19 protein-coding genes are annotated in these 21,863 nt (G+C 61.8%); 6 read left to right on the plus strand and 13 right to left on the minus strand.

The features are described from left to right. The coding region (locus tag FUU19_RS04330) for an autotransporter outer membrane beta-barrel domain-containing protein (protein ID WP_230507080.1) at positions 1 to 1,550 on the plus strand (1,550 nt) is incomplete at its 5' end. 455 nt (positions 1,551 to 2,005) lie between these two features. Continuing rightward, positions 2,006 to 2,857 carry a helix-turn-helix domain-containing protein gene (locus FUU19_RS04335; protein ID WP_141972005.1) on the plus strand — a complete coding sequence of 284 codons (852 nt, stop codon included), beginning with the start codon at positions 2,006 to 2,008 and terminating at the stop codon, positions 2,855 to 2,857. Here the strand turns inward: FUU19_RS04335 and FUU19_RS04340 are convergent. The 4 genes from FUU19_RS04340 to FUU19_RS04355 all read right to left on the minus strand — a co-directional run bounded on the left by FUU19_RS04340 (position 2,847) and on the right by FUU19_RS04355 (position 7,605). Beyond that, on the minus strand, positions 2,847 to 4,631 hold the full coding sequence (locus FUU19_RS04340; protein ID WP_141972007.1) for an ATP-binding response regulator: 1,785 nt from the start codon (positions 4,629 to 4,631) through the stop codon (positions 2,847 to 2,849). The two genes, FUU19_RS04335 and FUU19_RS04340, sit on opposite strands and share 11 nt — an antisense overlap. Further along, positions 4,628 to 5,122 (minus strand): putative pterin-binding protein, encoded by a 495-nt coding sequence (locus tag FUU19_RS04345; protein ID WP_141972010.1) that lies wholly within the window; start codon positions 5,120 to 5,122, stop codon positions 4,628 to 4,630. Before FUU19_RS04345 ends, FUU19_RS04340 begins: the two co-directional genes overlap by 4 nt. Before the next feature lie 157 nt (positions 5,123 to 5,279). Further along, positions 5,280 to 6,632 carry a glutathione-disulfide reductase gene (gene gorA / locus FUU19_RS04350; RefSeq protein ID WP_025304617.1) on the minus strand — a complete coding sequence of 451 codons (1,353 nt, stop codon included), beginning with the start codon at positions 6,630 to 6,632 and terminating at the stop codon, positions 5,280 to 5,282. A gap of 130 nt (positions 6,633 to 6,762) precedes the next feature. After that, entirely contained in the window at positions 6,763 to 7,605 is an 843-nt protein-coding gene (locus FUU19_RS04355) for a 23S rRNA (adenine(2030)-N(6))-methyltransferase RlmJ (protein ID WP_004931012.1), read from the minus strand. Between the two features lie 135 nt (positions 7,606 to 7,740). Between FUU19_RS04355 and FUU19_RS04360 the strand changes: the two genes are divergently transcribed. The 4 genes from FUU19_RS04360 to rsmJ all read left to right on the plus strand — a co-directional run bounded on the left by FUU19_RS04360 (position 7,741) and on the right by rsmJ (position 11,538). After that, complete coding sequence (locus FUU19_RS04360) at positions 7,741 to 8,145, plus strand: ASCH domain-containing protein (protein ID WP_230489941.1); 405 nt, start codon at positions 7,741 to 7,743, stop codon at positions 8,143 to 8,145. A 16-nt stretch (positions 8,146 to 8,161) separates the two neighbouring features. Then, positions 8,162 to 8,623 carry an HIT family protein gene (locus FUU19_RS04365; protein ID WP_197811485.1) on the plus strand — a complete coding sequence of 154 codons (462 nt, stop codon included), beginning with the start codon at positions 8,162 to 8,164 and terminating at the stop codon, positions 8,621 to 8,623. 117 nt (positions 8,624 to 8,740) lie between these two features. Further along, entirely contained in the window at positions 8,741 to 10,783 is a 2,043-nt protein-coding gene (gene prlC, locus FUU19_RS04370; protein ID WP_230489943.1) for an oligopeptidase A, read from the plus strand. Between the two features lie 8 nt (positions 10,784 to 10,791). Continuing rightward, positions 10,792 to 11,538: a 16S rRNA (guanine(1516)-N(2))-methyltransferase RsmJ gene (gene rsmJ, locus FUU19_RS04375; protein ID WP_230489944.1), complete on the plus strand. Its 747-nt coding sequence runs from the start codon at positions 10,792 to 10,794 to the stop codon at positions 11,536 to 11,538. A gap of 28 nt (positions 11,539 to 11,566) precedes the next feature. Here the strand turns inward: rsmJ and FUU19_RS04380 are convergent, their stop codons facing one another. The 9 genes from FUU19_RS04380 to FUU19_RS04420 form a co-directional block, all read right to left on the minus strand. Then, positions 11,567 to 12,166 (minus strand): KpsF/GutQ family sugar-phosphate isomerase, encoded by a 600-nt coding sequence (locus tag FUU19_RS04380; RefSeq protein WP_141972018.1) that lies wholly within the window; start codon positions 12,164 to 12,166, stop codon positions 11,567 to 11,569. Then, complete coding sequence (locus tag FUU19_RS04385) at positions 12,166 to 13,803, minus strand: FGGY-family carbohydrate kinase (RefSeq protein WP_038873847.1); 1,638 nt, start codon at positions 13,801 to 13,803, stop codon at positions 12,166 to 12,168. The genes FUU19_RS04380 and FUU19_RS04385 overlap by 1 nt, the downstream gene beginning before the upstream one ends. A gap of 10 nt (positions 13,804 to 13,813) precedes the next feature. After that, complete coding sequence (locus FUU19_RS04390) at positions 13,814 to 14,767, minus strand: ABC transporter permease (RefSeq protein ID WP_230489945.1); 954 nt, start codon at positions 14,765 to 14,767, stop codon at positions 13,814 to 13,816. Position 14,768: 1 nt separating this feature from the next. Further along, positions 14,769 to 15,758, minus strand: a complete 990-nt coding sequence (locus FUU19_RS04395) for an ABC transporter permease (RefSeq protein WP_015379367.1) — start codon at positions 15,756 to 15,758, stop codon at positions 14,769 to 14,771. After that, on the minus strand, positions 15,751 to 17,250 hold the full coding sequence (locus tag FUU19_RS04400) for a sugar ABC transporter ATP-binding protein (protein WP_141972022.1): 1,500 nt from the start codon (positions 17,248 to 17,250) through the stop codon (positions 15,751 to 15,753). Before FUU19_RS04400 ends, FUU19_RS04395 begins: the two co-directional genes overlap by 8 nt. 105 nt (positions 17,251 to 17,355) lie before the next feature. Continuing rightward, on the minus strand, positions 17,356 to 18,342 hold the full coding sequence (locus tag FUU19_RS04405) for an autoinducer 2 ABC transporter substrate-binding protein (RefSeq protein ID WP_141972024.1): 987 nt from the start codon (positions 18,340 to 18,342) through the stop codon (positions 17,356 to 17,358). Positions 18,343 to 18,671: 329 nt separating this feature from the next. Continuing rightward, positions 18,672 to 20,015, minus strand: a complete 1,344-nt coding sequence (gene gdhA / locus FUU19_RS04410) for an NADP-specific glutamate dehydrogenase (protein WP_033649380.1) — start codon at positions 20,013 to 20,015, stop codon at positions 18,672 to 18,674. Positions 20,016 to 20,214: 199 nt separating this feature from the next. After that, on the minus strand, positions 20,215 to 20,652 hold the full coding sequence (uspA, locus tag FUU19_RS04415; protein ID WP_004930988.1) for a universal stress protein UspA: 438 nt from the start codon (positions 20,650 to 20,652) through the stop codon (positions 20,215 to 20,217). Positions 20,653 to 20,919: 267 nt separating this feature from the next. Continuing rightward, the gene (locus FUU19_RS04420) at positions 20,920 to 21,828 is read right to left on the minus strand and encodes a LysR family transcriptional regulator (protein ID WP_141972026.1); all 909 of its coding nucleotides are present in this window, start codon (positions 21,826 to 21,828) and stop codon (positions 20,920 to 20,922) included. Positions 21,829 to 21,863 lie beyond the last annotated feature (35 nt).

Consider the following 21,863-nt stretch of genomic DNA (forward strand, 5'->3'; position numbering starts at 1 on the left):
TGCTGGCCGTCAACGGCTCGGTCACCTCGGCCGTCAGCGTGCAGAACGGCGGCATCGTCGGCGGCAGCGGCACGGTCGGTTCGCTGACCGCCCGTGATGGCGGCACCGTGGCGCCGGGCAACTCGATCGGCACCCTGAGCGTGGCCGGCAACGTCAGCTTCGAACCGGGGTCGCGCTACGCGGTGGAAGTGGGCCCGAACGGCCAGAGCGATCGGATCCAGAGCAGCGGATCGGCGACGATCGGCGGCGGCGAGGTGGCGGTGACGCTGGAGAACAGCCCCAACCTGCTGACGCAAAGTGAGGTGCGCAGCCTGCTGGGCCAGCAGTACACCATCCTGACTGCGCAGCAGGGGGTGAGTGGGCAGTTTGACGCGGTGGCGCCGAACTACCTGTTCCTCGGCACCGGGCTGAGCTACCAACCGACCGGGGTGACGCTGAGCGTCGGGCGCAACGGCACGAGCTTCGCCAGCGTGGCGCAGACCTCGAACGAGCGGGCGGTGGCGGCGTCGGCGGATGCGCTGGCGGCGGGCAACCCGGTGTACGAGAGCCTGCTCACCAGTGGCACGGCAGGTGAAGCGCGGCAGGCGTTCCGTCAGCTGTCGGGGCAAATCCATGCGGATATCGCGTCGGCGCTGGTGAACGACAGCCGCTACCTGCGTGAGGCGCTGAACGGGCGTCTGCGCCAGGCGGAAGGGCTGGCGAGTTCGTCGGCCATCAAGGCGGACGAGGGCGGGGCCTGGGCGCAGCTGCTGGGGGCGTGGGACCACGCGTCGGGCGACGCCAACGCCACGGGTTATCAGGCCTCGACCTACGGGGTGCTGGTCGGGCTGGACTCGGCGGCGGCGGACGACTGGCGGCTGGGGGTGGCGACCGGCTACACCCGCACCTCGCTGCACGGCGGGTACGGGTCGAAGGCGGACAGCGACAACTACCACCTGGCGGCGTACGGCGACAAGCAGTTCGGGGCGCTGGCGCTGCGTGGCGGGGCGGGCTACACCTGGCACCGCATCGACACCAAGCGGTCGGTGAACTACGGGATGCAGTCGGACCGTGACACGGCGAAGTACAGCGCGCGCACCGAGCAGCTGTTCGCGGAAGCGGGCTACAGCGTGCAGGGCGAGTGGCTGAACCTGGAGCCGTTCGTGAACCTGGCGTATGTGAACTTCGAGAACAACGGCATCGCGGAAAGCGGCGGCGCGGCGGCATTGCGCGGCGACAAGCAGCACACGGATGCGACGGTGTCGACGCTGGGCCTGCGTGCGGACACCGAATGGCAGGTGAGCGCGGGCACGACGGTGGCGCTGCGCAGTGAGCTGGGGTGGCAACACCAGTACGGCGGGCTGGAGCGAGGCACCGGGCTGCGGTTCAACGGCGGCAACGCGCCGTTCGTGGTGGACAGCGTGCCGGTCTCGCGTGACGGGATGGTGCTGAAGGCGGGAGCGGAAGTGGCGGTGAACGAAAACGCCACGCTGTCGCTGGGCTACGGCGGGCTGCTGTCGCAAAACCATCAGGACAACAGCGTCAACGCCGGCTTCACCTGGCGCTTCTGACCTTCAACGGTCATCACAATGACAACGGAGCCGGCATGCCGGCTCCGTTTTTATTTGCGGCTGCGGGGTGAGTCCGTATGATGGCGCGGCGCCAGGGCAATAAAAAACCGGGACCCTGACGGATCCCGGCTCAAAAGTGGGTAAAACAGATTAGCGCTAAAGGCTCAAGCCCCGTTTTGCTTGTGCAGTCCGAGCGATGTGATCATCGTCTCAGTAGCGGCAACGGAACAAATTTTCCCTGGTGTTACTATGGTTATTATTAAAAAACGTGCTGGTGTTATTTTTTATAGTGTATTGCTGTATGTCTCTTTTGATACCATGTTTGACGATGCAACATGGTATGTCAAGCAACGTTTTTAACGCATAATTGCATCAGATGCTAGTTTTAGATGTGGCTTTTTCAGCGGAAATAATCAAAACGACTGATAAATCAGTAAAAAAAATCGAAGGAACAAATGGATAACAATCACCAAAAATTCGATTCACAGTCGATTGCCAATCGGGTCAGAGAGCTGTTTTTACATTACGGGATTGGAAAACGTCAGCATGCCCGAGAGCTCAGCCGCATCTTGGATCTGAGTTTTTCACATGCGCACCGCAAACTGAAAGGGCAAAGCCCCTGGACGCTGGAACAGATCAACAGCGTCGCGGCCGCGCTGGGAGAAACGCCGGCGGCGATCGCCGATTTGAGCGCCGAACACGAGACGCCCGAACCCAACATGGCGCGCGATGCCATCTTTGTCGTGGCGGGGGTGGCGATACCTTGCGTCGGGCACATCGGCGATGAGCTTCCTGCCGGGCGGCCGGCGGAATTTGTGGCGCTGCGCGTGGAAGGACAGTGGCATATCTATCGCGCCGATGAGGCACCGGCAGGCCCGCGTTACGGCGTCGATTTGATCGAAATCCGGCCCGGCTACGGCGACGACGAGCGGCTGAGCATTGCGGTATTGGACGATTCGCATCAGGCGGCCGATGAGCTGGCCAAGTACCTCGGCGGCTGCGGTTTCAACGCGGTGGCGTTTTATGACGTCGACAGCTTCTGCCTGGCGTTGCAGCAAAGCCTGTTCGACGGCTACGTGGTGGACTGGCTGATCGGTGAGGAAACGGCGGATCGCTGTATTGCCACTATCCGCGCCTCCGACAACCCGGATGCGCCGGTACTGGTGCTGACCGGGGAGCTGGGGACCGACCGACGCGAGTCGGAGATCGCTCAGGCGATGCGTGAGTATGACGTGCTCGGCCCTTATGAAAAGCCGGTGCGGCTCCATGTGATCGAAGCCGCACTGCAACGCTGTTTTAATCTTTAGCGGGGAACACCTCGGCCAGCGCACTCGACAGCGCATCCAGCCGGACCGGCTTCATCAGGTAGTTGTCGAACAGGGCGCGCTGGTCCGCCGTCAGCTGCTCCGGCGTGTAGGCGCTGATGCCGATGATCGGCACATGGCGGTTGGGGCCGCGACGGTTGCGCAGCTGCCTGGCCAGGGCGGCACCGTCGATGCCCGGCATTTGCAGATCCAGCAACAGCGCGTCGTAAGGGCGTCTAAGCAGCTTCTGCAACGCGCGTTCCGGCGAGTCACACAGTTCGTGCTGATAGCCCAACTTGTCCAATAGCGCCGCAAAGGCGTCACCCACCGACTTGTTGTCATCCACCACCAGGACCTGCTGCGGCTTCTGCTGCAAAGAGGCATTGGCGGCGGCGGGTTCGTCGGCACGTTCGTCTTCACTGATCTGCACCGGAATACTGACGATAAAGGTGCTGCCCTTCTTGATTTCGCTGTACACCGTGATGGTGCCGTCGAGCAATGTCACCAGGCCGTGCACGATCGCCAGCCCCATTCCCACGCCCGCATATTGCTTGGTATGCGACTGATCCAGCTGGGTAAAGGGTTTGAAGATCTGATCGAGCTGGTCTTTTTCGATACCGATACCGGTGTCGGTCACTTCGATGATCAACGAACTGCCGCCGGGTTGGCGGCGCAGGCAGCTGTGCAGCGTGATGCTGCCGCTTTCGGTGTATTTATAGGCGTTGGTCAACAGGTTGACGATAATCTGCCGGATGCGCAGCGGATCGGAGTGCACCAGCAGGTGGCTGCACTCCACTTCGCAGCTCAGTTTGACCTGCTCTTTGCGGGTCAGGGTGGCGATTTCGTTGGCGGTCTCCGCAATCAGCTTCTGCGCGTCGAATGGCACGATGCGCAATTCCATCATGCCGCTGTCGAGGTGCGCGTAGTCGGTCAGATCTTTCATCTGGCTTTCGATTTGCTGCGCGGCGGTCTCCAGCCGTTGGAAGGTATCCGCATGCTCCGCCGACACTCGGGTATTCACCAGCACGTCGATGGCCGACATCACGCTCTGCAATGAGGTGCGCAGCTCGTGGCCGATCGCGCCGAGGAAAGCATTTTTGGTGCGGGTCGCTTTCTCCGCCTCAATCGCCTTGGCCTGTTGGCGAATGGTCAGCCGCTGCTGGCGGAACACGATCAGGGTGATGGCGATCAACGCAATCACCGAGAACATGACGATCACCAACCCATAGAAAATGATGTGCCGTTTCTCGATGTAGTCCTCATAGGCGGCGGTACGCTGCTTCACCTCGGCGTGGTCGGTCAGGTTGGCCATTTCGATGGAATAAGGTTTGATGGCCTTCATGGCGGCGAAAACCTGGTCGAAGTCGATTTTCGGGCTGTCCAGCAGCTTATCGATGCGATCCATCTGCAGACGCATCTGTTTGACCACTTCCGGGTAACCCGGCTCGGCGTACAGCGGCTGGGTCGATTCGGAGACGGTTTCCAGCACGTAAAAGCGCGAATAGAGGATTTCGAACCGCAGCCGCAGATTGTCGTTGTCCACCTGCGGAGCGTGGCTCTGCTGCTCGACGAAGGTGTCGAATTCCGCCAGCTTGATGGAGAACTTGGCGATCGACCACGAGTAGTTCTCCTGCGTGCCGGCGATGGCATACAGCCCTTTCTTCGACAGGGTGGCGCTGTAGTAATAGAGCGTGACGGTCGACGCCACCAAAAACAGCGCGGCGAAGATGGCCGGGATCGCCAGTCTGCTGCCGTTCTTAAAGGTCGTCAGCTTCATTTGATCACGATCCTGTCGACTTGCCAGATAAAGCGCGAGTTGTATAACGGCGAGTTCAGCTCAGGCCCTGCGGCGTCTCGCGGGTACACCAGGAACAGCGGGCCGAAGTTTCTAAGCTTCAACATCTCCCCGTCCATCTTGTAGGCCAGGATCATGTTGTACTTCTTGACGTCGGACAGCGGCACGTCGATGTAATAATCGTTCAGCGCGTAGAAGGTCAGCGTTTCGCCCTTGGCGCCGACGCGCTCCAGGATGTCAGCCACCGAAATCCCTTCGAACTTTCTCTGCGGTGTCCAGGAGGTGGAGGTGGTGATGCTGTGCAGCGGCATCGCCAACAGTTGCTTGTCGGTGAACAGATAGCTTTTTTTGACCGGGTCGGTCACGTTGTCGATCTTGCCCGCCACTTCCAGGGTAAAGCTGAGCGCGCTGCTCTGGGCGATAATCAGGGCCACGCAGGCCATCGCAAGGGTTTTGCATAGTTTGAACAGCATAGGTGTTCTCCAGAGGCGCGGGGAGGTTGTATCAGTCCCGCTAATTTATCAGGCAGAATAATGGCAGAAAAAGCAGGCGGGTGCGAAGGGAATAGTAAACCGCACAAAAAGAACAGGCCGGTATTTACCCGGCCTGTGAGTGGGCTAACCGCAGGGGTTAGCGCATGGTGACGAACTCTTCCGCCGCGGTCGGGTGGATCGCCACGGTGTTGTCGAAGTCCTTCTTGGTGGCGCCCATCTTCACCGCCACTGCGAAGCCCTGCAGGATTTCGTCCATGCCGAAGCCGATGCCGTGCAGGCCGACGATCTTCTCTTCTTTACCCGCGCACACCAGCTTCATGCGGCACGGCTGACGGTGCTGCGTGACGGCGCTGTACATGGCGGTGAAGGAGGATTTGTATACCTTCACGTTGTCCGCGCCGAATTTCTCGATGGCTTCCGGCTCGGTCAGGCCGACGGTGCCGATCGGCGGGTGGCTGAACACCACGGTGGCGATATTGCTGTAATCCAGGTGTTCGTCCGGCTTGTTGTTGAACAGGCGCTCGGACAGGCGGCGGCCGGCGGCCACGGCGACCGGGGTCAGCTCTACCGCGCCGGTGTTGTCGCCCACTGCGTAGATGCCTTTGACGTTGGTGTTCTGGAACTTATCGACGTCAATGTAGCCTTGCTCGTTGGTCTTCACCCCGGTAACGCCAAGGTTCAGGTTGTCAGTCGCCGGTTCGCGGCCGATGGCCCAAATCAGGCAGTCGACGGTGAATGCCTTGCCGTTTTCCAGCTGCAGCGTCAGGCTGCCGTCGGCGTTCTTGACGATCGCTTTCGGCACCGATTCGGTGTGCAGGCTCGGCCCTTCGGTGTTCATCACTTCCACCAGGGTTTCGACGATCATCGGATCGAAGCTGCGCAGCGGCGCGTGCTTGCGCACGAACAGGTGCGTTTCCGCGCCCAGCGCGTTCAGCACGCCGGCGATCTCCACGGCGATATAGCCGGCGCCGACTACGGCGACGCGCTTCGGCATGGCGTCCAGCTCAAAGAAGCCGTCGGAGTCGATGCCGTATTCCGCACCCGGAATAGCCGGATGGCTCGGGCGGCCGCCGGTGGCGATCAGGATGTGGTCGGCGGTGATGGTCTCGCCGTTCACTTCCACGGTGTGCGCATCCACGAAGCGTGCGAAGCCTTTGATCACGTCGACCTTGTTCTTGCCCAGCACGTTATCGTAGGAGTTGTGGATGCGATCGATATAGGCGGTGCGGTTGGCGACCAGCTTCTTCCAGTCGAAGGCGTTGACGGTGGTGTCGAAGCCGTAGTCCGGGCCGTACTGATGGATGGCCTCGGCGATCTGCGCCGCGTGCCACATGACTTTTTTCGGTACACAACCCACGTTTACACAGGTGCCGCCCAGCTCTTTGGCTTCAATCAGCGCACACTTTTGGCCGTACATGGCTGCCCGGTTGATCGATGCGATACCGCCGCTGCCGCCGCCAATTGCTAGATAATCGTAATGTTTCGTCATCTGGGATTTCCATGAGTTGTGAATTTGAAGAGGGTAAGAGTTTAACGCCTGACCGGGGTTTGTCGCAAAGATTGCGTCGATGGCTGCGATAGGTGGACGCAGGGCGCGGCGAACCGCGCCCTGCTGGGGATTATTCCGGTACCACCCAGTTCACCAGATGGTGACCGATGCCCGACGGCACCAGCACCTTGTGCAGCCACGGCAGCACGTTTTTCATCTGCTGTTCCAGCTTCCACGGCGGGTTGATGACGATCATGCCGGAGGCGGTCATGCCGCGCTGATCGCTGTCGGGTTTCACCGCCAGTTCGATCTGCAGAATGCGGCGAATGCCGGTGGCTTCCAGATCGCGCAGCATGCGTTTGATCTGCTGGCGCATCACCACTGGGTACCACAGCGCGTAGGTGCCGGTGGCAAAGCGCTTGTAGCCTTCCTGAATGCCTTTCACCACGTCCTGGTAATCGGTCTTCATTTCATACGGCGGATCCATCAGGATCAGGCCGCGGCGCGACAGGGGCGGCAGCTGGGATTTCAGCTGCTGATAGCCGTCGGCGCGCTGCACTTTGGCGCGTTCGTCTTTCTGGAACTCGCTGCGCAGCAGCGGGTAGTCGCTCGGGTGCAGCTCGGTCAGGTGGATTTTGTCCTGCGGGCGCAGCAGCTGGCGGGCGATCAGCGGCGAACCGGGATAGTAGCGCAGCGTGCCGGAACGGTTGAAGTTGTGCACCACGCTCATGTAGGCCGCCAGCTCTTCCGGCAGATCGTCGCGCTGCCACAGCAAGCCGATGCCTTCCAGGTATTCGCCGGTGCGCTCGGCGTGTTCGCCGCTGAGCTGATAACGGCCCGCGCCCGAGTGGGTATCCAGATACAGGAACGGCTTCTCTTTTTCCTTCAGCGACTCGATGATCAGGCTCTGAACGGTGTGTTTGAGCACGTCGGCGTGGTTGCCGGCGTGGAAACTGTGGCGATAACTTAACATGACGGGTGGCGGTTCCTTGTGCTCCGCAGACGGAGCATTCAATGCAATAAGGCTTATAATCTGCACAGTATAAACTGTCTGGCCGGGAAAAACCGGACTCCGTTGCCGCAGACGTTAACAGAAAGGGACAGGACGATGAGCAAACAGGCGATTTTGGCGAATTACCCCGACGCGGCGCGCTGGGCGTTCGGCGACGGCCCCGCGTTAGCCGACGAACTGCTGGGATTGGTGCTGAGCGGGGATAAAACCGCCACCTGCAGTTCCTATGCGAGCTATCGTCGGGAACAAACCCCGAGCATCGGCGATTACAACATCGTTCTCGATGGCCGCGGCGAACCGGCCTGCGTGATCAGAACGCTGGCGCTGCGCCTGGTGCGCTACGACCAGGTGACCGCCGAGATGGCGGCCAAAGAAGGCGAAGGCGACAAAAGCCTGGCGTTTTGGCGCGAGGGGCATCAGGCATTCTTTACCCGCGAGGGGAGCTTTGTGCCGGACATGTGGTTGGTGTTCGAAGAATTCGAACGGGTTGAAACGCTGTGAATCACAAGGAGAAAGGATGAGCTGCATTTTTTGCGACATCGTGGCGGGCAAGGCGCCGTGCCATAAAATCTGGGAAGACGACGACCATCTGGCGTTCCTGTCCATCTTTCCCAACACCGACGGCTTCAGCGTGGTGATCCCCAAGGCGCACCACCCGAGCTACGCCTTTGACCTGCCGGACGAGGTGCTGAGCGCGTTGATGCTGGCGACCAAGCGTGTGGCAAAGCAGCTGGATCGCGCGTTCGACGACGTCGGCCGCTGCGGCATGGTGTTCGAGGGCTACGGCGTTGACCATGTGCATGCCAAACTGATCCCGCTGCACGGCACCGCGTCGCTGGATCAGTGGCGGCCGATCGAATCGACCTCGCCGAAGTTTTTCGCGCGTTACGAAGGCTACATTTCCTCCCACGACGCCGCGCGCGCCGACGACGAACAGCTGGCGGCGCTGGCCGCACGCATTCGCCAACGCGCCGTTTAAGGCACGAACGATCAACGCCGGGCATTGATTTTCCTGTTGCCTGGCTCCATGTTAGAGATTCATACGCATTTTAAGGCTCGCCCCGTGGCGGGCCCCAACGCTAATCAGGACTGCCCTATGACAAATCCGTTGCTGACCCCGTTTTCCCTGCCGCCGTTCTCGGCGATCCGCCCTGAAGATATCGTGCCTGCGGTGCAATCCGCGCTGGCGGACTGCCGCGCCGCGGTAGAGCGCGTGGTCGCGCAGCCGGGGCCGTTCACCTGGGACAATCTGTGTCAGCCGCTGGCGGAGTCGGACGATCGCCTGTCGCGCATCTGGTCGCCGATCGGGCACCTGAACTCGGTGAAAAACAGCCCGGAGCTGCGCGCCGCCTATGAGCAGGCGCTGCCGCTGCTGTCCGAGTACGGCACCTGGGTTGGCCAGCACGAAGGGCTGTACCAGGCCTATCGCAGCCTGAAAGACGGCGCGGCGTTCGAGGCGCTGAGCGTGCCGCAGCGCAAGGCGGTGGACAACGCGCTGCGCGACTTCGAACTCTCGGGCATCGGCCTGTCGGCGGATAAACAGCAGCGTTACGGCGAGATCGTCGCGCGCCTGTCCGAACTGGGTTCCACCTACAGCAACAACGTGCTCGACGCCACCATGGGCTGGAGCAAGCTGATTACCGACGAAGCCGAGCTGAGCGGCCTGCCGGAGAGCGCCCTGGCGCAGGCACAGGCGATGGCGCAGGCAAAAGAGCAGGACGGCTGGCTGCTGACGCTGGACATGCCGAGCTACCTGCCGGTGCTGACCTACGCCGACAACCGCGCGCTGCGCGAAGAGATGTACCGCGCCTTCGCCACGCGCGCCTCCGATCAGGGGCCGAACGCCGGCAAATGGGACAACAGCGAAGTGATGGCGGAAACGCTGGCGCTGCGCCATGAGCTGGCCCAGCTGCTGGGCTTTGACACCTACGCCGATAAGTCGCTGGCGACCAAGATGGCAGAAAGCCCGGAGCAGGTGATCGGCTTCCTGAGCGATCTGGCCAAACGCGCCCGCCCGCAGGCCGAACAGGAGCTGGCACAGCTGCGCGCCTTCGCCAAACAGCACTATGGCGTGGACGAGCTTGAAGCCTGGGACATCACCTACTACGGCGAAAAACAGAAGCAGCACCTGTTCTCCATCAGCGACGAGCAGCTGCGCCCGTACTTCCCGGAGCAGCGGGTGGTGGAAGGGCTGTTCGAAGTGGTGAAACGCATCTACGGCATCACCGCCAAAGAGCGTAAAGACGTGGAGACCTGGCATCCGGACGTGCGCTTCTTCGATCTGTTCGACGCCGACGGCGAGCTGCGCGGCAGCTTCTACCTCGATCTGTACGCCCGCGAAAACAAACGCGGCGGCGCCTGGATGGACGACTGCGTCGGCAGCCTGCGTAAGGCCGACGGCACGTTGCAAAAACCGGTCGCTTACCTGACCTGCAACTTCAACCGTCCGCTGGGCGACCAGCCGGCGCTGTTCACCCATAACGAAGTGACCACGCTGTTCCATGAGTTCGGCCACGGTCTGCACCACATGCTGACGCAGATCGATACCGCCGGCGTCTCCGGTATCAACGGGGTGCCGTGGGATGCGGTCGAACTGCCGAGCCAGTTTATGGAAAACTGGTGCTGGGAGCCGGAAGCGCTGGCGTTTATCTCGGGCCATTACCAGAGCGGCGAGCCGCTGCCGAAGGCCATGCTCGACAAGCTGCTGGCGGCCAAGAATTACCAGGCGGCGCTGTTCATCCTGCGCCAGCTGGAGTTCGGCCTGTTCGATTTCCGCATGCACTTCGAATACAGCCCGGAAAAAGGCGCGCAGATCCTGCCGACGCTGGCGGAAGTGAAGAAAATGGTGGCGGTGGTGCCTTCGCCAAGCTGGGGCCGCTTCCCGCACGCCTTCAGCCACATCTTCGCCGGCGGCTACGCGGCGGGTTACTACAGCTACCTGTGGGCGGAAGTGCTGTCGGCCGACGCTTACTCGCGCTTCGAAGAAGAGGGGATTTTCAACGCCGAAACCGGCAAATCCTTCCTCGACAACATCCTGTCGCGCGGCGGGTCGGAAGAGCCGATGGCGCTGTTCAAACGCTTCCGTGGCCGCGAGCCGCAGCTGGATGCTATGCTGCGTCATTACGGCATTAAAGGATAACCCGACACGTGAGCGTGTGTTTATTGTGTGAAGCAGGCGCCGATCCCGGCGCCTTGTCTGTTTTGGCGCAGCGCTGGCAGCTGACGTCCGACGACGACGCGCCGATGGCGCTGGTGCTGACCCCGCAGCGGCTGGAGCTGCGTAAGCGCGACGAGCCGAAGCTCGGCGGGATCTACGTCGATTTCGTCACCGGCGCCATGGCGCACCGGCGCCGCTTCGGCGGCGGCCGCGGCGAGGCGGTGGCCAAGGCGGTCGGCATCAAGGGCAGCTACCTGCCGGACGTGGTGGACGCCACCGCCGGGCTGGGGCGTGACGCCTTCGTGTTGGCGGCGCTGGGCTGCCGGGTGCGGATGCTGGAGCGCAATCCGGTGGTGGCGGCGTTGCTGGACGACGGCCTGCAGCGCGGCTATCAGGATGCGGAAATCGGCCCGTGGCTGCGCGAGCGCCTGACGCTGTTGTACGCCTCCAGCCTGACGGCGCTGGCGGATCTCAGCCCGCGCCCCGAGGTGGTGTATCTCGATCCGATGTTCCCGCACAAGCAGAAAAGCGCGTTGGTGAAGAAAGAGATGCGGGTGTTTCAATCGCTGGTAGGCAGCGACGATGACGCCGACGGCCTGCTGGAGCCGGCGCGCCGTTTGGCCACCAAGCGCGTAGTGGTGAAACGCCCGGACTACGCGCCGCCGCTGGCCGACGTGCCGGCGCACGCCGCCACGCTGACCAAAAGCCACCGTTTCGACATCTACATGCCGCTGTAATGTCTGCCGGGCCCGCCGTGTCGGGCCCTCAGTTTTCCTCCCGCAAACTTTTCCCCACGCCGCCGCCCGGATGCACCGCCAGCAAGGTGTCCTTATCATAACCGCTGCGCGTCATCAGGCAGGCGCAGGCGGCGTCGAAGATCGCCAACACCAGCACAATTGAGGTGGTGGCCAGCATGTTCAGCGGATCTATCTCCTTTTGCACCCCGGTGGCGATCGTCAGCTGCGCCGCCTGCGCGATGGCGGAATGCGGGTTTTCCGTCACCGCGATCAGCGTTACCCCCTTGGCCTGCAGCGTCGGCAGCAGGCGGGTCAGTTCGTCGGAATTGCCGCCGCGCGAGATCAGGATCAGCAGATCGTCGGCGCGCAGAAAACCCAGATCGCCGTGCGCCGCGCCGGTGGCGTCGAGGTAGACCGCCGGCCGCTCCACGCAGGCCAGCATATGGGCTATCTTGCGCGCCGCAATCCCCGAGGTGCCGACGCCGGTGACGGCGATTTTACCGCGGCAGTCGGCCAGCAGCGCCAGCAGCCGTTGCCAGGTGTGCGCGTCGAGGCGCTCGCCCAGCTGCGCCAGCTCCTGGCTGTAGGTTTGCCAACCCTGCACGGCCTGCCGCCACTCCTGCTGCATCACGCCTCCTCCTGCATCAACCGGCGGTATTTCATGTGGTCGTTGTACAGCTCGTGGAACACCCGGTATTTGCGGTCGTAGTAGCTTTTTATCTGGTTGGTCTGCGGCGTGACCGTCTTGCCGATGCGGCTCATGGCGCTCATCGCCTCCGGCAGGGTGTCGAACACGCCCGCCGCCACGGTGCCCATCATCGCGCCACCGAGCAGCATCGCTTCGCTTTCCTCCGGCAGCAGCATGGCGCAGCCGGTGGCGTTGGCGTGCTCCTGCACGAAGATCGGGTTTTTGGTGCCGCCGCCGCTGGCCATGATGGTGTCGATGCTGTAGCCGCTGTGGTTCATGGTTTCGATGATGTGGCGGGTGCCGAGCGCGATGGCCTGAATGGTGGCGAGGTAGTGCAGCGCCATGTCCTCCGGCGTGCGCGACAGCTTCAGCCCGGTCAGGATGCCGGTCAGCGTCGGGTTGGCGCGCGGCGAGCGGTTGCCGTGGAAGTACGGCAGCATGTGAATGTCCTGCGTCAGGAAGGCGATATTCTCCGGCTCGCCGGCCATGCGGCGCAGAATGGCGTTCAGCACCTCATAGATGGTCTGCCCCTGGGTTTTCGCCTGCGCCAGCAGCTCCGGGTAGCACGGGTGCGACTGGATGACGTGGTCGATCAGCGCGCCGGTGGCGGACTGGCCGCCCTCGTTCAGCCAGTATTCCGGCAGGATCGCCGAGTAATACGGCCCCCAGACACCGCCGATAAAGCGTGCGGTGCGCGACATCGCCATATGGCCGGTGGAGGTGCCGCCGATCAGCGCGACGCGGCGGTTGAAGTCGGCTACCTCGCCGGAGACGCCGGTGGCGCCCAGCGTGCCGAGGGTGCCGGCGTGCGCGTCGATGATTGACACGCTCACCGCCGTGCCGGCGATCAGCCCCATCTCGCTGGCGGCGCGCTGGGTCAGGCCATGGCCCAGCGGCTCGCCCATCATTTTGACGTCGCTGCCGATCTTGGCCGCGTCGTGTTCCAGCACGTCTTCCAGCCCGATCTGCTGGAAGTAGCTCTTGTCCCAACGCTGCTCGTGGCCGAGATAGGTCCACTTGCACACCGTCGAGCACAGCGAACGGGTGGCGTCCTGGGTGGCGCGCCAGGTGAGGAAGTCCGGCAGATCGAACAGGTAGCCGGCGTTGGCCCAGGTGGTAGGCATGTGCTGTTTCAGCCACAGCAGTTTCGGCGTCTGCATCTCCGGCGAGATAATGCCGCCGACGAAGTCCAGCACCCGGTGTTTGGTGGCGTTGATGCGCTCGGCCTGGGCGATCGCCCGGTGATCCATCCACACGATGATGTTCTGTTCGGTGCGGCCGGAGGGGCTGACGGTCAGCGGCTTGCCCTCTTTATCCAGCACCACCAGCGAACAGGTGGCGTCGAAGCCCAACCCCTTGACCTGGATCGGGTTGATGTCGGCCTGGTTGACCGCGTCGCGTACCGCATTGCACACCGCCTGCCAGATGTTATCCGACGATTGCTCGACGAAATCCGCCTTCGGCCGGTACAGATCGATGGCCCGGCTGGCCTGGCCGACCATGCGGCCGTTGAGATCGAATACGCCTGCGCGCGCGCTTCCGGTGCCCACATCTACGCCAATAAAATAGCTCGCCATTATTTTCTCCTCAGGCTTTTCGATTCTGTAACGCGATAAACAGGATCAGCACGCCGCCCCACAGGGCCATGGTCAGGTAGCTGCTGACCCCCAGCAGATTGAGGCCGCTTTCCAACATTTGCAGCACGATCAGCGCCAGCACCAGCCCCAGAATACGGCCGAAACCGCCGTCCGGGTTAATGCCGCCCAGCACCGAGGCCAGAATGGTCACCAGCAGATAAGATTCGCCGTAGCCGGCCTTGGCCGAGTTGAACTTGGCCATCATCAGCAGGGCGGCGCCCCAGCCGAGCAGCGCCGACAGGATATACACCGCGATCTGCACCCGCGCGGTGTTCACGCCGCTGAAGCGGGTGGCCTGCTCGTTGGAGCCGATCAGGTACAGGCTGCGGCCCAGCGTGGTGTGCTCCAGCAGCAGCCACAGCCCGACCGCCACCAACAGGAACAGGATCAGCGCCACCGGTACGCCGAGCACGGCGCCGTTGCCGAGAAATTGAATCGCCGCCGGGAAGCCGGAGATCACCGCGCCGTTGGACAGCAGGATATTCAGGCCGGTGATCAGGGTCATGGTGCCGAGCGAGGCGAGGATTGGCGAAACACCGATCCAGGCCACCAGCACTCCGTCCAGTGCGCCGATCGCCACCGCCACCAGCAGGCCGGCCAGCAGCGCCAGCACCAGGAACAGCGGCTGGTCGGGATGGCTGACGATGATCGCCGCCATCACCAGCGAACAGGCGTTGGCGCCGGCGATGATCGACAGATTGATGCCGCCGGTCAGCATGGTGATGCCCATGCCGAGCGCCAGCAGGCCGAGGATCGGCAGCTGCGAGGCGATCGACTGGAAGTTGCCGAGGCTGAAGAAGCGCGATCCGAGCAGCCAGGCGAAGAGCAGCGCCACCGCGATGATGATCGCGCCCTGCAGGCGAATGATCCGATCGCTTGGGATCAACCGAGTTAACTGCGTCATGTCAGATCTCCTTGAGCAGCTTGCGTTTTTCGTTCCAGGCGGTGGTGCTGATGCTGATCAAAATGATCGCGCCGCTGAACACCTGGTGCCAATAGGCCGAGACGCTGAGCAGCGTCAGCCCGTTTTGCAGGAAGGCCAGCAGCACCACGCCGAGCAGGGTGCCGGTCAACGATCCGCGGCCGCCGCTCATGCTGGTGCCGCCCAGCACCACCGCCGCCAATACCGTCAGCTCGAAGCCGAGCAGCGAGTTGGGCGCCACCGACTGGGTGATCTGCGCCTGCACCACCGCCGCGACGCCGGCCAGAATGCCCATGTAGCCGTAGACGCAAAAATGCAGCCGCAGCAGGTTCAACCCCAGGCGCGACGCCGCGTCGCGGTTGCCGCCCATGGCGTAGATCTGGCGCCCCAGCCGGGTGCGGTTCATCAGCACGCCGGTGACGACGATGGTCGCCAGCAGGCACAGCAGCGGCAGCGTCAGGCCGTAGTCGTAGCCGTCGGCGCCCTGGAACGAGAACCAGTTGATGCCGTTCATGAACCAGTCCGGGAAGCCGTACAGCCAGGTACCGTTGGTGGCGTATACCAGCAGGCCGTAGAACAGGTTGAGGGTGGCGATGGTGATGATGATCGCCGGCACCTTCAGCCAGTACACCAGGAAACCGTTCACCAGCCCGAGCAGCAGGCCGACGCCAATCGCCAGGGCGAACGCCAGCGGGAAGCTGCCGCCGTGCTGGATCACCCAGCTGGCCATCACATACTGGGCGATGGCGGTAACCGCCGGGAACGAAATGTCGATGCCGCCGGCGATCAGCACCACGAACAGCCCGCAGGCCAGGATGCCGAGAATGGCGTAGCTGGTGGCGACGTCGGTCAGGTTGCCGAGCGTCAGAAACTCGTCGGTGCCGGCGCTCAGGCCGATCGCCAGCAGCAGCACCAACAGGCCGAGATAAAACTCGTGCCGCCCGGCCAGGCGGGCCAATAATGACTTATCCATTCACCACCTCGGCGATCTGTTGTTCGGTACTCTGGTGCGGCGCGAATTCGGCGATCAGTTCGCCTTTGCGCATCACCATCACCCGATGGCTGTTGTAATAGGCTTCCGGGATCTCGTCGCAGATCATCAGCACTGCCATGCCCAGCTGCGCCAGATCGCGGGCGATCTGGTAGATCCCCTCTTTGTTGGCGATGTCCACGCCGACGGTGGGCGAGTCGAGGATCAGGATCTTCGGCTGGGTCGCCACCCACTTGGCGATGGCGATGCGCTGGGCGTTGCCGCCGGACAGGGTTTTCACCGGCAATGCGCTGTCGGACACCTTGATGTTCAGATCGCGGATCAGTCGGTTGACCAGCTCAGTCGCCTTGGCGTGATCCAGCAGCCCGAGCGAGGTATGCAGCCGATCGAAGACGGTGACGATGGTGTTGTCGTAGATCGATTGCTCCATGATCAACCCCTGCGTCAGGCGATCTTCCGACACATAGCCGATGCCGTGGCGCACCGCTTCGCGGTTGTTGTGCAGCTGCACCGTGCGGCCCTCGATGCGGATCTCGCCGCTGTCCGGCCGCGTCATGCCGAACAGGCTGAGGCACAGTTCGGTGCGGCCGGCGCCGAGCAGGCCGACGATCGAAACGATCTCGCCGCCGCGCAGCGCCAGATTGACGTTGCGGTATTTCTCGCCGCGGCTGAGGTTGCGCACCTCGAGCAGCGGCGCCTGTTCGGCCGGCGGCAGCGGCGGCAGCGGGCTGTAGTGGAAGCGTTGGCCGGTCATCAGGAACGCCAGTTCATGGCTGTCCAGTTCGCTGGCCGGCCAGGTGCCTACCAGCTTGCCGTCGCGCATCACGCTGATGCGATCGGCGACTTCCATCACTTCATCCAATCTGTGGCTGACGAACACCACGCAGATGCCGGCCGCCTTCAACTCGTTGACCACCCGCAGCAGGCCGTCGACCTCCTGGCGGGTCAGCGAGGCGGTCGGTTCGTCCATAATAACCAACCGCGCTTCGGCGGCGATGGCGCGGCAAATCGCCACCAGTTGCCGATCGGCGATCGACAGTTTTTCCACTTTTTTATCGGGATCGATGTGTACGCCGACCCGCGCCATGGCGTCCAGCGCCGTCTGGCGCATCAATCGCTTGCGCACCCAGAAGCGGCCACCGGGCAGGTAACGGTGGATGGCGATGTTCTCCGCCACCGTCAGGTTGGGGAACAGCGACAGGTCCTGGTAGATCACCTGTATGCCGTAATAACCGGACAGCTGTGGCGTCAGGGCGTGGAAGAGTTTGCCTTCCAGCGAAATATTGGCGCCTTTTTCCGGCTGATAGACGCCGGAGATGATTTTAATGATGGTGCTTTTGCCGCAGCCGTTTTGCCCGGCCAGGCAGTGCACTTCGCCTTTATTCAGCGTCAGGTTGATCTGGTCTAATGCCAGCACGCCTGGGAATCGCTTGCTGATATTCTCCAGGGTGATAAATGCGGGGGAGGCTGTCATAACGTTAACCTGTGCTTGCGTAGCGGCCGAAGCCCTGGGCGCAGCAACGCTGCGCCCCTACGAGGGTTTAACTACTTTCCCGGTGTGGCGAAATTACGCGAAAAATCAGAATCCGAGCGATTGGGCGTTGTCTTTGGTGACTTCCAAAATCTTATTAAACCGAATCACTTTGTGTTCCATATCGACGTCGGCCTTGCCGAGGCCCTCGATCGACAGGTCTTTGTTCACTTCCTTGCCCTGCAGCAGCTGGTCGGCCACCGTCACCAGCGCATAGCCGGCGTCTTTCGGATCCCACAGCAGCGCTTTCTTGATGTCGCCGCGCATCAGGTAAGGGGCGGCCTGCGCCGGCATGGCGATGCCCACCACCGCGATTTTGTCCTTGGCGCGTTTCTTGGCCACCGCCTGGCCGGCGCCGATCGGGCCGAGCGAGCCGAAGCCGATGATGCCCTTCATCTGCGGGTAGGTTTTCATCAGATCCAGCGTGGTGGCGTAGGATTTGTCGATGCTTTCCGCCACCGGCAGGCGCGAGGTGACTTCAAACATGTCCGGGTATTTTTCTTTCTGGTATTTGATGGCGAAGTCGGCCCAGGCGTTGTGCAACGGCACGGTCAGCGAGCCGACGTAGATCGCGTAGCCGCCTTTGCCGCCCATGTCTTTCGCCAGCTCATCGACGTTGGCCTGCGCATATTTCTCGCTGTCGATGGTCTCGATGTCCCACTGGCCGATCTGCTGGTCCGGGGATTCATGGGTCAGCACCACGATGCCTTTGTCGCGCGCTTTTTTCAGCACCGGCTCCAGCACCTTGGCGTCGTTCGGCACCACGATGATGGCGTTGACGTTCTTGGCGATCAGATCCTCAATCACCTTGACCTGCGCGGCCGGATCCGGCGTAGAAGGGCCAGTCTGGTAGGCGTTGACGTCGAGTTTTTTCGCCGCTTCGTTGACGCCCACTTCCATGCGGTTGAACCACGGGATGCCGGTCACTTTGGCGACCACGGCAATCTCATACTTATCAGCGGCGAACACAGGTGTTGTCGATAACATGCACGCAGAAACCACACATGCATTTAATAATGCGAGGTTAAATTTCATTAGCTGTACCTTTTTTTATCTGTAGGGGTGGCGGTTTTTCCACCGCTGCAGATTACAAAGGAATGGAAGAGGGGGCGTAGCTGAAGTTAATGAAATGTGATCTGTGCACATTTAAGTAAAATAGTGGCTTATTTAATGTTAAATAAATGTTTAATTATTTGGTAGTGGTAAATTTACTACCGATTAAATGGCAATATATAACCATTTATTAACCTTTATTTAACGAGTTGGCATCATTTAGAGGGCGTGAAAGCATAAAAAAATGCCGGCGCAGAGGCCGGCATTGAAGCATTTAATCGATGTGTGAACAAGATCACCTTTGCGCCCGATTACAGTACGCCCTGCGCCAGCATGGCGTCCGCGACCTTGACGAAACCGGCGATATTCGCGCCGTGCACGTAGTGGGTTTGCTTGCCCTCGCCACCGTATTCCACGCAGGCGTGGTGAATATCCGCCATGATATGTTGTAAACGTACATCCACTTTCTCTGCCCGCCAGCCGATGCGCGCGGCGTTTTGCGCCATCTCCAGCCCCGAGGTGGCGACGCCGCCGGCGTTGGCCGCCTTGCCCGGCGCGAACAGCACGCCGGCGTCGAGGAAGGCGTCGGTGGCCTGGATGGTGGTCGGCATGTTGGCGCCTTCCGCTACCGCCTTCACTCCGTTGCGGATCAGCGTCTGCGCCGCCTCGAGATCCAGTTCGTTCTGGGTGGCGCACGGCAGCGCGATATCCACCGGCACGTTCCATGGCTGCTGGCCCGCCAGATAGGTCAGGCCGCGTTCGCGGGCGTAGTCCGCCACCCGGCCGTAACGCTGGTTCTTGATCTCCGCCAGGTGCGCCAGCTTCTCGGTGGTGAAGCCGTCTTCGTCCACCAGGGTGCCACCGGAATCCGATACGGTGATCACGCGCGCGTCCAGTTCCAACGCTTTTTCGATGGTGTACTGCGCCACGTTGCCGGAGCCGGACACCGCCACCCGCATGCCCTCAAAGCCCAGGCCGTGGCGCTGCAGCATGGCGTCGGTGAAGTACACCAGGCCATAGCCGGTCGCCTCGGGGCGGATCAGGCTGCCGCCGAAGGAGAGACCCTTGCCGGTAAATACGCAGGCGGTGTTGTTGGACAGTTTTTTCATCATGCCGGCCATAAAGCCGACTTCGCGGCCGCCGACGCCGATGTCGCCGGCCGGCACGTCGGTGTCCGGCCCCAGATGGCGATACAGCTCGGTCATCAGCGCCTGGCAGAAGCGCATGATCTCCCCTTGGCTTTTGCCCTTGGGATCGAAATCGGAGCCGCCTTTGCCGCCGCCCATCGGCAGGGTGGTCAACGCGTTCTTGAAGGTCTGCTCAAAACCGAGGAACTTCAGGATCGACAGGTTCACCGACGGGTGGAAGCGCATGCCGCCCTTGTAGGGGCCGATGGCCGAGTTGAACTGCACGCGGAAGGCGCGGTTGACCTGCACCTGGCCGCGATCGTCCACCCAGCTGACGCGGAACTGAATGACGCGCTCGGGCTCTACCAGGCGCTCCAGCAGCGCCTGTTCGCGATAGCGCGGATTACGTTCGATAAATGGCCACAGCGAGGTGAACACTTCGCGTACCGCCTGCAGATATTCCGGCTGGTGGGGGTTATGGCGTTGTAACGAGGACAGGAAAGACTCTACCGATACGGCATATTCCATGGATAACTCCTTTTCGCATTAAATTTCCCCCGCTATTTCTTATAGATATGGGTATAGGCGATGCCCGGGGGAGGATGTTGTGTCTTTAGCGACTATATCATCGGAGGGCAGTTGATTATCAAGCGATTAATCGGCGTGGCGGCATGAAAAACGCCCGCAGGGCGCGGGCGTTGGGCAGTTAAGTTAGCAAGTGCTTACTTTATTCGTCTTCTTCATCGCGCAGCGGCACGATCAGCATATCGATGTGCACGGTATTGATCAGCTGGCGTGCGGAAGACATCAGCTTGCTCCAGAAGTCCTGGTGGTGGCCGCACAGCACCAGGTCCATGTCGTATTTCTTGATGGCATCGACCAATACCTGCGCCAGATCGCCGCTGCCGCTCAGGGTCTCGGTGATCGGGTAGCCGGCGTTTTGCGACAGCTCGGTCAGCGCCTGATGGGTTTCCTCGGAGATGCGTTTTTGCATGTCGCCGAGATTGACGTCGATAAGGCCGGTATAAAGGTCGGAATAGTTGACATCGACGTGGATCAGAGAAACTTTAGCGTTGTACGGCCGCGCCATCGAGACGGCTTTTTCTACCAGGATCTTGCTTTCCGGGGATAGGTCCACCGCGATCAGTATGTGTTTGTAAGCCATAAGAATACTCCTTCCATAAACATGCCGATTAAAAAGGGTTAGCAGGCGTTCCGTTTACCCGCCTGGCGCTTTTGGTTCCATAGTATCATTCGGATAACGCAATGATATGTTGGGGCGATCACACTGCGCCGCATCGAAAATCTCTCCGCCCGATACCTTTCGTTGTACACCCGCGCGGCGCAAAAGCCTATGGATTATGCGGATGCTGACGGTCTGACCGCTTGAATTATAAGCGTTATTAAACAAAGTATAGCGCTAAATGTGCAATCAGCGCTCCAGATGCGGCTGCAGCAGGCTTTCAAACCACTCATGAAACACCGCCAGGCGGCGCGATCGCTGGCGGCGATGGGGATAGATCAGGGCGATCGGCATGGAGGCGGCGCGGTGGCCGGGCAGGACTTCCACCAGTTCACCGGCGTCGAGCAGGTGTTGCACGTCGTAGCGCGGGATTTGCATCAGCCCCAGCCCGGCGCGGCAGCAGGCGATATAGCTTTCGGCGTTGTTGACCACCACCCGGCTGGGCAGTTCGAGGCGTTGCGTATGGCCGTCGTCGGTCAGGTATTCCCAGGGGGATTCACGGCCGGTTTTGGGCGAGGCGTAGCCGATGCTCCAGTGTCCCTCGATGAGATCGCCGGGCTGGCGCGGATGGCCGAATTCGCTCAGATAGGCAGGACTGGCGCAGTTGATCAGCGCGATATGGCCGAGCGGGCGCATTACCAGGCTGCTGTCGTGCAGATCGCCGACGCGCACCGCGCAGTCGACCCCTTCCTGCACCAGATCGATGGCGCGATCGGCGGAGCCGAGCACCAATTGCAGGTGGGGATGGCGCCGCAGCAGGCCGGGCAGCGCCGGCGCGATCAACCGGCGGGCGATGCGGCTCGGCACGTCGACGCTGAGCCGCCCGGAGGCCTGGCGCTGGCTGGCCTGAAACGATTGATCGATGTCTTCCACCTCGGCCAACAGCGGGCGCAGCCGCTCGAGCAGCTGTTCGCCGTCGGCGGTCAGCCGCACTTGCCGCGTGGTGCGGTGCAGCAGACGTACGCCCAGCTGCGTTTCCAGTTGCTGAACGGCGGCGGACACCGAGGCGCGCGGCACCTCCAGCGCATGGGCTGCCCGGATAAAGCTGCCCATTTCCGCCACCTGTACGAATACGCGGTATTGATTGAATCTGTCCATCTCGTTGACCTGCTGTTCCTTGGCGCCGTTTCTGA

Origin of the sequence: Serratia montpellierensis, from assembly GCF_020858655.1 — a bacterium.
Classification (GTDB): Bacteria; Pseudomonadota; Gammaproteobacteria; order Enterobacterales; family Enterobacteriaceae; genus Serratia; species Serratia montpellierensis.